General features: G+C 73.4%; 10 protein-coding genes. 7 read left to right on the forward strand and 3 right to left on the reverse strand.

Translation table 11 applies throughout. The features are described from left to right. The first annotated feature begins 64 nt into the window (after positions 1–64). Positions 65–1,807: a protein kinase gene (locus ACGF07_RS06785; RefSeq protein ID WP_392896019.1), complete on the forward strand. Its 1,743-nt coding sequence runs from the start codon at positions 65–67 to the stop codon at positions 1,805–1,807. A gap of 19 nt (positions 1,808–1,826) precedes the next feature. On the opposite strand, the gene ACGF07_RS06790 is transcribed toward ACGF07_RS06785, so the two are convergent. Further along, complete coding sequence (locus ACGF07_RS06790; RefSeq protein ID WP_392896021.1) at positions 1,827–2,915, reverse strand: phosphotransferase enzyme family protein; 1,089 nt, start codon at positions 2,913–2,915, stop codon at positions 1,827–1,829. Positions 2,916–3,030: 115 nt separating this feature from the next. Next, the gene (locus ACGF07_RS06795; protein ID WP_392896023.1) at positions 3,031–3,693 is read right to left on the reverse strand and encodes a response regulator; all 663 of its coding nucleotides are present in this window, start codon (positions 3,691–3,693) and stop codon (positions 3,031–3,033) included. 425 nt (positions 3,694–4,118) lie between these two features. Here ACGF07_RS06795 and pdhA point away from each other — a divergent pair, with 425 nt between their 5' ends. Genes pdhA through ACGF07_RS06810 form a run of 3 tightly spaced genes read left to right on the forward strand, consistent with a single transcriptional unit; the run spans position 4,119 to position 7,690 of the window. Then, positions 4,119–5,273: a pyruvate dehydrogenase (acetyl-transferring) E1 component subunit alpha gene (pdhA, locus tag ACGF07_RS06800; RefSeq protein ID WP_392896025.1), complete on the forward strand. Its 1,155-nt coding sequence runs from the start codon at positions 4,119–4,121 to the stop codon at positions 5,271–5,273. After that, positions 5,273–6,247, forward strand: coding sequence for an alpha-ketoacid dehydrogenase subunit beta (locus tag ACGF07_RS06805; protein WP_392896026.1), 975 nt, complete (start codon positions 5,273–5,275; stop codon positions 6,245–6,247). Before pdhA ends, ACGF07_RS06805 begins: the two co-directional genes overlap by 1 nt. A 15-nt stretch (positions 6,248–6,262) precedes the next feature. After that, positions 6,263–7,690, forward strand: a complete 1,428-nt coding sequence (locus tag ACGF07_RS06810; RefSeq protein ID WP_392896028.1) for a dihydrolipoamide acetyltransferase family protein — start codon at positions 6,263–6,265, stop codon at positions 7,688–7,690. 82 nt (positions 7,691–7,772) lie between these two features. Here ACGF07_RS06810 and ACGF07_RS06815 read toward each other — a convergent pair whose 3' ends face one another. Further along, entirely contained in the window at positions 7,773–8,696 is a 924-nt protein-coding gene (locus tag ACGF07_RS06815) for a hypothetical protein (protein WP_392896029.1), read from the reverse strand. 206 nt (positions 8,697–8,902) lie between these two features. Here ACGF07_RS06815 and ACGF07_RS06820 point away from each other — a divergent pair, with 206 nt between their 5' ends. The 3 genes from ACGF07_RS06820 (at position 8,903) to ACGF07_RS06830 (ending at position 13,093) form a co-directional block, all read left to right on the forward strand. Then, on the forward strand, positions 8,903–10,135 hold the full coding sequence (locus ACGF07_RS06820) for a benzoate/H(+) symporter BenE family transporter (protein ID WP_350738853.1): 1,233 nt from the start codon (positions 8,903–8,905) through the stop codon (positions 10,133–10,135). Positions 10,136–10,318: 183 nt separating this feature from the next. Further along, complete coding sequence (locus ACGF07_RS06825) at positions 10,319–11,551, forward strand: M64 family metallopeptidase (protein WP_392896032.1); 1,233 nt, start codon at positions 10,319–10,321, stop codon at positions 11,549–11,551. Positions 11,552–11,668: 117 nt separating this feature from the next. Continuing rightward, positions 11,669–13,093 carry a nitrate/nitrite transporter gene (locus tag ACGF07_RS06830; RefSeq protein ID WP_392896034.1) on the forward strand — a complete coding sequence of 475 codons (1,425 nt, stop codon included), beginning with the start codon at positions 11,669–11,671 and terminating at the stop codon, positions 13,091–13,093. Positions 13,094–13,099: the final 6 nt, after the last annotated feature.

Here is a 13,099-nt window from a genome sequence, read left to right on the forward strand (position 1 = left end):
GCGTTCGGGGATACGTAAGCGACAGGGCACCGCGATTCCGAGCGAACGCCCGGGGCGAGGAGCGATGGCACAGACGCAGCAGCCGGACGACGACGCGGGTGCCCGAGCGGACGGACGGACCGGCGGGACGCCGCGGATTCCCGAGCCGGGCAGCGAATCCGCGACCTCCGCGCTGCCGCCCTTCGGCCGGGGCGGGCCGCAGACCCCGGGGCGCGGCACCGCCGCCCCGCTGGGCACGGTCGGCGACGGCCGGTACCGGCTGACCCACCGGCTCGGCCGCGGCGGCATGGCCGAGGTCTTCGCCGCCGAGGACGTGCGGCTGGGCCGCACCGTGGCGGTCAAGCTGCTCCGCGGCGAGCTGGCCCAGGACGAGGTCGCCCGGCTGCGGTTCACCCGCGAGGCGCACGCCGTCGCGGCGCTGAACCACCACTCGATCGTCTCGGTCTACGACACGGGCGAGGAGTACGTCGGGGACGAGTCCACGCCGTACATCGTGATGGAGCTGGTCGAGGGCCGGACCGTCCGCGAGCTGCTGGTGGACGAGGAGGCGCCGCCGGTCGACCAGGCGCTGATCATCATCGCCGGGGTGCTGGAGGCGCTCGCCTACAGCCACCGGAACGGGATCGTCCACCGCGACATCAAGCCCGCGAACGTGATCATCACCACCACCGGCGCGGTCAAGGTGATGGACTTCGGCATCGCCCGGGCGCTGACCGGCGGGGCCACCACGATGACCCAGACCGGCATGGTCATGGGCACCCCGCAGTACCTGTCGCCCGAGCAGGCGCTCGGCAAGGCGGTCGACCACCGCTCCGACCTGTACGCGGCCGGCTGCATGCTCTACGAGCTGCTGGCGCTGCGCCCGCCGTTCACCGGCGACACCCCGCTGTCGGTGGTCTACCAGCACGTCCAGGACCCGCCGGTGCCGCCCTCGCAGGCCAACAGCCGGGTGCCGGCCGGGCTGGACGCGCTGGTGCTGCGCTCGCTCGCCAAGAACCCGGACGACCGCTTCCAGGACGCCGACGAGTTCCGCGCCCACGTGCAGCACGCGCTGCGCGAGATGCACGGCGCGGGCGGGGCCGGCTGGGCGGGCGCCGCGGGCGCGCTGCCGGGCGACACCGGGGCCACCCAGGTGCTCCGGCCGGGGCAGGCGGCGGCCACCCAGGCCTTCGGCGCCGTCGGCGCGGGCGACGCGACCTCCGTGCTGCCGTACTCGACGGGCGGCTCGCACACCCCCTCCTCGCCGTACCAGGCGGGCGGCGGCCCGTACGGCGGTGGCGGTGGCGGCGAGGACGGCGACGGTGACGGCTCCGGCCGCCGGCGCGGGCCGTGGGGCTGGGTGGTCGGCGGGATCGCCGTCCTGCTCGCCGCCGGCGCCGGGATCGCCTTCGCGCTCAGCGGCAGCCACGACGACAACACGCACCTCACGCCGAACACGCCCGCCCCGGTGATCAGCACCACCGAGCCCACCACGCCGACCCAGAGCGGCCAGTCGACCCCGCCGCCGTCGGTGTCCGGCAGCCGGCGGCCGCAGCAGCCGACCGACACCGGCAACTACCCGGGCAACGGTGGGGGCAACAACGTCTCGCCGTCGCCGAGTTCGGGCCGGCACACGTCGACCCCGACGCCGACCCAGACGCCGACGTCGACCGGCAGCCACGGCGCCACGGCCACCTCCACGGCGACCGGCGGGGCGACTTCGGCGCCGTCGACGCCGAGTTCGGGCGGCGGTGGCGGCACGGCCACCAACCCGCCGCCGCAGACCTCCAAGCCGACCGGCGGGGCGACGGTGCCGGCCGTGCCGTAACGGGCGGCCCGGCGCGGGCTCAGTTGGCGAAGGCGTCCAGGACCTGCTCGTACTCCTGGCACCACCAGGCCAACTGGCCCGCCGAGGCGGGGAAGAGCGGGTCGGCCCGGTGGTCGGCCCGCTGGTAGCGCCACTGCAGCATCCAGAAGTCGTTCAGCCGCTCCCACCAGACCCGGTGGACGGCGGCGGCCAGGTGCTCGGCGGTGGCGGCGCCGGAGGCCCGGTAGGCCTGGGAGTAGTGGCGGACCCGGACCAGGTCCAGGGTGCCGGTGGTGCGGTCGTTGAAGAGCAGCGTGGCGGCCCGCACGGCCTCCTCGGCGCGTGGCTGGGGGCCGAGCTTGTCCCAGTCGATCACGGCCGCGACCCGTCCGCCGTCGTGCAGCAGGTTGAGGCCGTGGAAGTCGCCGTGGGTCCAGCCGGTGGGCGGGGCGGCGCGCGGGTCGGGGCGGCGGTGGGCGTGCTCGGCGAGCAGTTCCAGCCGTTCGTCGAGCCGTTGCTCGACCAGGGCGTCCAAGGCGCCGTACGGCCGGTGCGCGCGGGCACGGCGCCGCAGTTCGCGGGCGAGCTCGGCGCTGTCCAGGGGGTCGGCGCTGCGGTAGCCGGCGGGCTGCTCGAGAGGGGCGCAGACGTCGTCGAGCGCGCCGTGCAGTCGGCCGAGCAGCGTGCCCAGCGCGTCGCACTGCGGGAGGGGGAGCTCCGTACCGTGCTGGTGCCGGCCATCGACCCAGGGGAACAGCGCGAACAGCCGGCCGTCCCGCCCGGCGACCGTGCCGCCGTGATCGGTGCAGGTCAGCGGGGGTGCGACGGGCAGTCCCAGGGCCTGCAGATCGGTCATCGCGCGGTGGTGGGCGAGGATCTTCGGGCGGTTGGCGGTGGCGGCGTCGACGTAGCACTTCAGGAAGTGGGGACCGGCCTCGGTGGTGACCCGGTAGCCGCGGTTCAGCAGGCCTTCGGCGACCGGTTCCACGGCCAGCAGCCGCCCGACCCCGTAGCGGGCCAGGACCTCGGCGAGTGCGCTGCGCGGAACGGGCGGACTGAGGGTCCCTATCGGCGGGGCGGAGAGGTCGGGACGGGCCGGGGCGCAGGCGAGGGTCTGGCTGAAAGTCACGTGCAGAGGTTATGGCCCTGTGGTGGGGGCGCTTGACAAACCGTCAGGCATGTGTAAGGAGCATGTGGCCCCGGCGTGAACGGCCGCGCGAACGGGCCCGGTGCGAACGGACGGCTCAGTGCTGGTGGTCGGTGGCCTGGTGCCGGGCCACGAAGGCCGCCGCCTGGGTGCGCCGCTCCATGCCCATCTTGGCGAGCAGGCTGGAGACGTAGTTCTTCACCGTCTTCTCGGCCAGGTGCAGTTCGTTGCCGATCTGGCGGTTGGTCATCCCCTCCCCGATCAGGTCGAGGATCCGCCGCTCCTGCCGGGTGAGCTGGGCCAGCCGCTCGTCCTCCCGCTCGCCGCCGTCCCGCAGCCGGGCGAGCACCCGGCTGGTGGCGACCGGGTCGAGCAGCGAGCGGCCCGCCGCGACGTCCCGGACGGCGGTGATCAGGTCGGTGCCCCGGATCGCCTTCAGGACGTAGCCGGACGCACCCGCCATGATCGAGTCGAACAGCGCCTCGTCGTCCGAGAAGGAGGTGAGCATCAGGCACTTGATCCCGGGCAGCCGGGACCGGACCTCGCGGCAGACCTCGACCCCGTTGCCGTCCGGCAGCCGGACGTCGAGCACCGCGACGTCGGGGTGGACCGCCGGGATCCGGGTGATCGCCTCGGCGGCCGTGCCGGCCTCGCCGACCACCTCGATGTCGTCCTCGACCGAGAGCAGGTCGTGCACGCCCCGTCGGACGACCTCGTGGTCGTCGAGGAGGAACACCCGGATTCGTCCGTTATCAGCCACCCCCAAAGCCTCCCATACCGCCGCACACACGACCTGTCGCACTCCTCGGCGCAACGGCGCGATCCGGCCACAGCCGCCGAAACCGATACCGAGAACCCCCTTACGTACGGGCGTCCGCCCGGATAACGTGCGCTGGTGTCCTGAAGGCGCTCGAATTGAGAGCTGCGTCACGCCGACCGTCACCCCCACCCTTCCGACGGCGAGCCGGACGCGGCACCCTCGGGGTTGTCGGCCCTGAACAAGTAGGACGTCCTAGCGCAAGCGCGCCAAGGGCGGACGCTGGGTAACGTTCTCGTGAGGGACGCCGTCGGAACAGGATCACCACCTGCCACGCAGTGGGTGCGCACACCCACGCGCGCCCCGCGAGGCGGTGACCGGACCGGTCACCGGCGACCCCGGGCGGCCGGACAGACCGAGGAGTGAACGTGACCGTCAAAAGCACGGCGAGGGCTCGCAAGAAGGCGGCCCCCGGCGTCCCTGACACCCTCCGCGCCACGGGTACGGACGCCCAGCCGGAGCTCGTCCAGCTGCTCACCCCGGAAGGCGAGCGGGTCGAGCACCCGGACTACCCGCTCACCACCACTCCGGAGGAGCTGCGCTCCCTCTACCGCGACCTGGTGCTGGTGCGCCGGTTCGACGGCGAGGCGACCGCCCTCCAGCGCCAGGGCGAGCTGGGCCTGTGGGCCTCGCTGCTGGGCCAGGAGGCCGCCCAGGTCGGCTCCGGCCGCGCCATGCGCACCGGCGACTACGCCTTCCCCACCTACCGCGAGCACGGCGTGGCCTGGTGCCGCGACGTCGACCCGCTGAACCTGCTCGGCATGTTCCGCGGCGTGAACCACGGCGGCTGGGACCCGAACGAGAAGAACTTCCACCTGTACACCATCGTGATCGGCGCGCAGACCCTGCACGCCACCGGTTACGCGATGGGCATCACCAAGGACGGCGCCGACGACGCGGTGATCGCGTACTTCGGCGACGGCGCCTCCAGCCAGGGCGACGTCAACGAGGCCTTCACCTTCGCCTCGGTCTACAACGCCCCGGTGGTGTTCTTCTGCCAGAACAACCAGTGGGCGATCTCCGAGCCCACCACCACCCAGACCAAGATCCCGCTGTACCGCCGCGCCTCCGGCTTCGGCTTCCCGGGCGTCCGGGTGGACGGCAACGACGTGCTGGCCTGCCTCGCGGTCACCCGCTGGGCGCTCGACCACGCCCGCACCGGCAACGGCCCGGTGCTGATCGAGGCCTTCACCTACCGGATGGGCGCCCACACCACCTCCGACGACCCCACCCGCTACCGGCTCGCCGAGGAGACCGAGGCCTGGAAGGCCAAGGACCCGATCCTGCGGCTGCGCGCCCACCTGGAGAAGGAGGGCCTGGCGGACGAGGAGTTCTTCGCCGCCGTCGACGCCGAGAGCGAGCAGCTGGGCCTGCGGGTGCGCGAGGGCGTGCGCAGCATGCCGGACCCGGACCCGACGCTGATCTTCGACCACGTGTACAGCGAGCCGCACGCACTGGTCGATGAGGAACGGGCCGAGTACGTCGAGTACGCGGCCTCCTTCGAGGCGGGGGAGAACCACTGATGGCCGGTCAGCTGAGCATCGCCAAGGCGCTCAACGAGGCGCTGCGCAAGTCGCTGGAGAACGACCCGAAGACCGTCCTGATGGGCGAGGACATCGGCAAGCTCGGCGGCGTCTTCCGGATCACCGACGGCCTGCAGAAGGACTTCGGCGAGGACCGGGTGATCGACAGCCCGCTGGCCGAGTCCGGCATCATGGGCACCGCGATCGGCCTCGCCCTGCGCGGCTACCGGCCGGTGGTGGAGATCCAGTTCGACGGTTTCGTCTACCCGGCCTTCGACCAGATCGTCTCCCAGCTGGCCAAGATGCACGCCCGCGCGCTGGGCCACGTCAAGATGCCGGTCACCGTCCGCATCCCCTACGCGGGTGGTATCGGTGCGGTCGAGCACCACAGCGAGTCGCACGAGGCGTACTTCGCGCACACCGCCGGCCTGCGGGTGGTCACCCCGTCCACCGCGCACGACGCGCACTGGATGCTGCGGCAGGCCATCGAGTCGGACGACCCGGTCATCTTCCTGGAGCCCAAGCGGCGGTACTGGGACAAGGGCGAGGTCGGTGCCGCCGCCGACCTGGGCCTGCACGAGGCCCGGATCGTCCGCCCCGGCACCGACGCGACGCTGATCGCGTACGGCCCGATGGTCAAGGTCTGCCTGGAGGCCGCCGCGGCTGCCGAGGAGGACGGCCGCCGGCTGGAGGTCGTCGACCTGCGCTCGCTCTCCCCGGTGGACTTCGCCGCCCTGGAGGAGTCGGTCAAGCGCACCGGGCGGGCCGTCGTGGTGCACGAGGCGCCGGTCTTCATGGGCATGGGCGCCGAGCTCGCCGCCCGCCTGACCGAGCGGTGCTTCTACCACCTGGAGGCACCGGTCCTGCGGGTCGGCGGCTACTTCGCGCCGTACCCGCCGTCCCGGGTCGAGGAGGCGTTCCTGCCCGACCTGGACCGCGTGCTCGACGCCGTCGACCGTGCGCTCGCGTACTGATACCGGGGAGCGAAGATGACCACCGAAGTTCGCTCGCTCCGCGAGTTCAAGATGCCCGACGTGGGCGAGGGCCTCACCGAGGCCGAGATCCTCAGCTGGTACGTCAAGCCCGGTGACACCGTCACCGACGGGCAGGTCGTCTGCGAGGTGGAGACCGCCAAGGCGGCGGTGGAGCTGCCGATCCCGTTCAACGGGGTCGTCGAGCAGCTCTTCTTCCCCGAGGGGGCGACGGTCGACGTCGGCACCGTGATCATCTCGGTGGCGGTGGCCGGCGAGGCGGGGGCCGCCCCGGCCGCCGCGCCCGCCCCCGCCGCGGCGGAGCCGGCCGCCGAAGCCGAACCGGAGCGCCGGGAGGTGCTGGTCGGGTACGGCCCGCGCACCGGCGGCAGCCAGCGCCGGGCCCGCCGGACGACCACCGTCACGGCCGTCGCGACGCCGAAGCCCGCACCGGCGGCAGCGGCTCCGGCCGCGCCCGCCCCGGCGGCTCCGGCCGTGCCTGCCCCGGTAGCCGAGGTGCCGGGCGGTCAGCGCCCGTTGGCCAAGCCGCCGGTGCGCAAGCTGGCCAAGGACCTCGGCATCGACCTGCGGGCCGTCACCCCGACCGGCCCGGACGGCGTGATCACCCGCGAGGACCTGCACGCCCACGCCGCGGCCCAGGCCGCCCCGGCGGCTCCGGCCGTCGAGCAGGCCGTGGTCGAGGCGACCGAGGCCGTGGCGGCGCCGGTGCCGGTGTCCGGCGCGGGCGATGTCCGGGTGCCGATCAAGGGCGTCCGCAAGGCGACCGCGCAGGCGATGGTGGCCTCGGCCTTCACCGCCCCGCACGTCACCGAGTTCGTCCAGGTCGACGTGACCCGCACCATGAAGTTCGTCCGCAAGCTCAAGGAGAGCGGCGAACTGGGCCGGGACGTCCGGGTCAGCCCGCTGCTGCTGGTCGCCAAGGCGCTGCTCACCGCGATCAAGCGCCACCCCGAGATCAACGCGCAGTGGGACGAGGCGGCCCAGGAGATCGTGGTCAAGGGCCAGGTGAACCTCGGCATCGCCGCGGCCACCCCGCGCGGCCTGATCGTCCCGAACATCAAGGACGCCGGGTCCCGCACGCTGTCCGGCCTCGCCGTCGCGCTCGGCGAGCTGGTGGAGACCGCCCGCCAGGGCAAGACCCCGCCGGCCGACATGCAGGGCGGCACGGTCACCATCACCAACGTCGGCGTCTTCGGCGTCGACACCGGCACCCCGATCCTCAACCCCGGCGAGGCGGCCATCCTCGCCTTCGGGGCGGTCCGGGAGCTGCCGTGGGTCCACAAGGGCAAGGTCGTCCCGCGGCAGGTCACCACCCTCGCGCTCTCCTTCGACCACCGGCTGGTGGACGGGGAGTTGGGCTCCAAGGTGCTCGCCGACGTGGCGGCGCTGCTGGAGCACCCGAAGCGCCTGATCACCTGGGGCTGACGCCGACCCGGGAACAGTGAAGAAGGGGCCCCCTCCGTACCGCCGTACGGAGGAGGGCCCCTTCGTCGTACCCGCCCGTCGACTACCGCTGGGGACGGAGTCGGCGGACGGCGATCAGGACGCCGGCGCCCAGCGCGAGGAGCGCGGCGGAGGAGAGGGCGAGGAAGGCGTTGGTGGAGGAGGCGCCGGTGTGGGCGAGCTCCGGGGTCCCGGCGGGCGCGGTGGTGGCCGGGGCGGCGGCGGGCTTCTCGGCCGGCACCTTCTCGGCCGGGGCGTTCGTGGCCGGAGCCTTCTCGCCGGCGGGAACGGCTGCGGCGGACTTCGCGGGCGCGGGCTTGGCGGGCTCGGTCTTGGCGGGCGCGGGCTTGGCGGGCTCGGTCTTGGGGTGGGTGACCCTCACCGTGCGGTTGCCCCAGTACTCCAGCGTCGACTTGTCGTTGGTGGCGTCCGTCACCACCGTGAGCGCGTTCAGGTCCTTGGGCGCGGCGGAGGAGAGCGACACCCGGAACGCGTAGTTGGCGGCCCGGCCGTTGGCCACCGGCTGCGTCAGCGAACCGGTGTCGGCCTCGATCCCGATGCAGCCCTGGTCGAGCTTGAGGGGCTTCCAGGTCCCGCCCTGGTTGACCTCGACCCGCAGGTCCTTGACCCGCAGGGAGACGCCCTGGGTGGCGGACGCCAGGGCGAAGCTCGGTCCGGTCCTGGCCACGTCCGCCCCGGTGAAGTTGGTGACCCCGACGGTGAACTCGGTCCAGCTGCCGTCGGCGACGATGCCCCTGGAGTCGGGCGTCCGGAAGTCCGCGTTCGGGACGGTCGGCTTGTTCGGACCGGTGGGGTCGACCACGCGCGAGGTACCGAACCGTGCGTCACCGCAGGCCCAGGAGGTGTCGGCGGCGATCACCTGGACGCCGCCCGCGAGGACGGTGGTCGCGGCGAGGACGGCGATGCGGCGGCGGCCGGAGACGGAGCGGTCGTTCTTCGCAAAACGGTTGATAACGGACGCGCGCATGACGTGACTCCCCAGGGTCATGTGACTGACGGTGTGTGTGGGTGAAGACGACCGGCCCCGCTGCTGTCGAGCGGAAGCGCCCCCCGGCTCCGCCGGTCTCGCTCTCCGTGCCTTCACCCTGATAGACGTCCATCCCCGCCGGGGGTTGCAGGTGGGTTGAGAAGTTTTTTTCGGGAGTCTTCGAGCGGCTCCGGGATACTGCCGGAATGACGGATGAGCTGACGGTCCGACCGGAGGAGACGGCGGGCGGGGGCGGGGGACGTCGCTCGCTGCGGCGGGACGTGTCGGGGCCGGCACTGCTGGCCGGACTGGTGTGCGTGGCGGTGTCCTTCTCCGGGCCGCTGGTGGTGGTGCTCGCCGCGGCCGCCGCCGGGCGGCTGGACCAGGCGCACACCGCCTCCTGGATCTGGGCGGTGGCGATCGGCAGCGGGGTGAGCGGCTTCGCGCTCAGCTGGTGGACCCGGACGCCGGTGGTCACCGCCTGGTCCACCCCGGGGGCCGCGCTGCTGGTGACCAGCCTGGGCGGCTACCCGTACCGCGAGGCGGTCGGGGCGTTCCTGGTGAGCGCGGCGGTGGTGGCGCTGTTCGGGGTGACCGGCTGGTTCGGCCGGCTGATCGCGGCGGTGCCGGCGGGGATCGTGAACGCGATGCTCGCGGGCATCCTGTTCTCCTTCGGCGCGGGGATCTTCGCCGCCGTGCACAGCGCACCGGTGCTGGTGGTGGGCGGCTTCGCGGCCTTCCTGCTGGCCAAGCGGCTGGTGCCGAGGTACGCGGTGCCGGTCGCGCTGGTGGTCGGCGGGGTGCTGGCGGCGCTCACCGTGGGGCTCCCGCTGCACGTGGGCCGGGGCGGCCCGACGGTGCCGGTGCTGACGGTGCCGGCCTTCTCCTGGTCGGCGCTCGTGGGGCTGGCGCTCCCGCTCACCATCGTCACGCTGGCCTCGCAGAACGCGCCCGGCCTCGGGGTGATGCGGGCCTTCGGCTACCGGGCGGACGACCGGCTGCTGATCGGTTCGACGGGGGCGGTGTCGGTGCTGATGGCGCCGTTCGGCTCGCCCGGGGTGAACCTGGCGGCGATCACCGCGGCGATCTGCTCCGGTCCGGAGGCCCATCCGGACCCGCGCCGCCGGTACGTCGCGGGGATGTCCTCGGGCGTGCTGTACGTGCTGGTGGGCAGCTTCGGCGGGGTGCTGGTGAGCCTGTTCACCGGGCTGCCGAAGGAGTTGATCGCGGTGATCGCCGGGGTGGCGCTGCTGGCCTCGCTCCAGGGCAGCCTGGCGGCGGCGGTCGCCGAGGAGCGCGGGCGGGACGCGGCCGTGGTGACCTTCCTGGCGAGTGCGTCGGGGATGAGCCTGTTCGGTATCGGCTCGGCCTTCTGGGGGCTGCTGTTCGGGCTGGGGACGCACCTCCTGCTGGACCTGGGGAGGCGGGCCCGGGGCTGACGACCGGGGGTGCCCCTCAGGTCCAAGCCCTCCCGGGATTGGTTGGTATGACTGGCATGGTTTGGATCGTTCGGCCAGGTTGGTGACATTTTCTTCGGCCGGTGGGGGCGACACGCCGGTCCGGGTACGTCTCCGCTCCACCACCCGGGCGACGCCGGGTGACCGGAGCCCCGAGGACGACGTATGCCTTCTGGCACCCCAGGCCGTCTCGTCCGGAGTCTGGCCGCGCTCGTGCTGGTGTCCACCGCCGTACTCCCCGCCGCCCTGGAACTGGTCGGTCCGTCGCCCTTCGGCGTGATCGGACCGGGTGCCCCGGCCGACCGCGCGGTGCCCCCGCACACCGCGCTCCGCGCCGACCAGCGGATACCCGAGGCCGCCCCGACCTTCGACATACGCCGCACCGGGGACCCGGCCAACCGGATCACCCTGGTCCTGCTCGGCGACGGCTACACGGGCGACGAGCAGGAACTGTTCCGGCAGCAGGCCGACAAGGCCTGGCACGCCCTGATGGACATCGAACCGTTCCGCACCTACCAGGGCTTCTTCAACATAAGGCGGGTCGAGGTGGTCTCCCCGGTCTCCGGGATCGCCGAGACGGAGAGCCGCGGCCGCAACCCCGCCACCCCGCTCGGGATGCACTTCTGGTGCGAGGGCACCGCCCGGCTGCTCTGCGCCGACGAGGCCGCCACCGCCCGGTACGCCGGTAACGGCGCGGGACCGCAGTACCTGATAGCGCTGGCCAACTCCGCGGAGTACGGCGGCGCCGGCGGCACCGGGGTGACCACCCTGGCCGGCGGCAGCCCGGACGCCGGGCGGATCATCCAGCACGAGATCGGCCACACGGTGGGGGACCTCGGCGACGAGTACGACAGCGCCCCGGACGACCCCGACTACCCGAACCTCTCCACCCTCAACGCCGACGAGATGCGCCGGAAGCAGACCAAGTGGTGGCGCTGGCTGGGCGCCGAGTCCCCGGACGGCGCCGGGGTCATCGGCGCCTACCGCAGTGCCAACGGCCTCTACCGGCCCACCCCCGACTCGGTGATGCGCACCCTGGGCAGCGCCTACAACCTGCCCTCGCGCGAGGCGATCATCGAGGAGATCTACCGCAAGGTCCGGCCGACCGACGCGCCCTCGCCGCCGCCCGGCGAGGTGGCCGGGCGCCCCCGGCTGGACGTCCGGCCGGTGCCGCTGACCGGCACCCGGCAGCTGAAGGTGGAGTGGAAGGTGGACGGCGTCCCGGTGGTGACGCAGGCCGCGGGCGGCGGCTCGCTGGACACCTCGCAGCTGGACCTGGCCCCCGGCCGGACGGCCACCGTGACGGCGACCGTCCGGGACACCACCGACTGGGTGCGCGACGAGGCCTTCCGGGACCGCTACATGACCAGGTCGGTGTCCTGGACGGTGACCGGCTGAGGACGGCCCTGCCGGGCGGGCCGGGAGCGGCCGCCCCCGCCGGAGCCGTTCGCCGGCGAACCCGCCCCCACCCCGGGGCTGGGCGTCCAATCATGGGATGACTAGTCTGGACGGACTATGACCGTGGAGCCAGCCCGTTCAGACCCGTCCCTGTCCGTCCCCGCTCCCCGTCCCACCGTCGAGCCCCCGGGGGCCGAGCGGTCCCCCGCCGGCGTCCAGCCGCCGGCCCTCCTCGAGCCACCGGCCGTCCTCGAGCCGCCGGTAGTCGTCCCGCCGCCGGCCGCCACCGCGTTCCTGCCGCCCGGCGGCCGCGCGGCCTGGCTGGCCTGGTCCGTCGGCGTCAGCGTCTACGTCCTGGCCGTCATCCACCGCACCAGCCTCGGCGTGGCGGGACTGGACGCCGCCGAGCGCTTCGGCATCGGTGCCTCGGCGCTGTCCACCTTCTCGATCCTCCAGGTGCTGGTCTACGCGGCCATGCAGGTGCCGGTCGGCCTGCTGGTCGACCGGTTCGGGCCGCGCCGGGTGCTGCTGCTCGGCGTGGTGCTGCTCAGCACCGGTCAGCTGGCCTTCGCGTTCAGCTCCTCCTTCGCCCCGGCGCTGCTCTCCCGGGCGGTGCTCGGCTGCGGCGACGCGATGACCTTCATCAGCGTGCTGCGGATCGCCGCCCGCTGGTTCCCGGCGGCGAAGAACCCGTTCGTCGCCCAGCTCACCGGTCTGGCCGGGATGGGCGGCAACCTCGTCACCACCGTGGTGCTCGCCCAGGCACTGCACGACGAGGGCTGGACGCCCACCTTCACCGCGATCGCGCTGCTCGGCGTGGCGGTGTTCGCCCTGGTCGCGCTCTGCCTGAGGGACGCCCCGGCCGCGGCGGAGCCGGTCCGGCCGGTCGAACGCCGGGACCGGCCCGGGATCGGCCGCCAGGTCCGCGACTGCTGGCGGGAACCGGGCACCCGGTTGGGCCTGTGGATCCACTTCACCACCCAGTTCCCCGGCAACTCCTTCGGCCTGCTCTGGGGCCTGCCCTACCTGGTGGAGGCGCAGGGCATGTCCCGGGCCGCGGCCGGCGGGCTGCTGACCCTGCTGGTGCTCTCCAACATGAGCTTCGGATTCGCCTTCGGCCGACTGGTCTCCCGCACCGCCCGGGCGCGGATGCCGATCGTGTTCGGCGTGCTCTCCGCCACCGCGCTGGGCTGGGCACTGGCGCTGTCCTGGCCGGGCGGCCACCCGCCGACCTGGCTGCTGGTCGGGCTGATCCTGGTGATGGGCAGCAACGGCCCGGCCTCGCTGGTCGGCCTGGACTACGCCCGGGCCCGCAACCCGGTGGAACGGCTCGGCACCGCCTCCGGGATCGTCAACATGGGCGGCTTCATCGGCACGATGATCACCCTGTTCGGCGTCGGAGTGCTGCTGGACGCACTCTCCCCGGCCGGCGCCGGGTCGTACTCGGCCACCGCCTTCCGCTGGGCGTTCTGCTGGCAGTACGTCCCGCTGGCGGTGGGCACGCTGATGATCCTCCGGCTCCGCCGGAAGGTCGACGCGTAGCGTGTC

This window comes from Kitasatospora sp. NPDC048194 (assembly GCF_043202455.1).
GTDB lineage: Bacteria > Actinomycetota > Actinomycetes > Streptomycetales > Streptomycetaceae > Kitasatospora.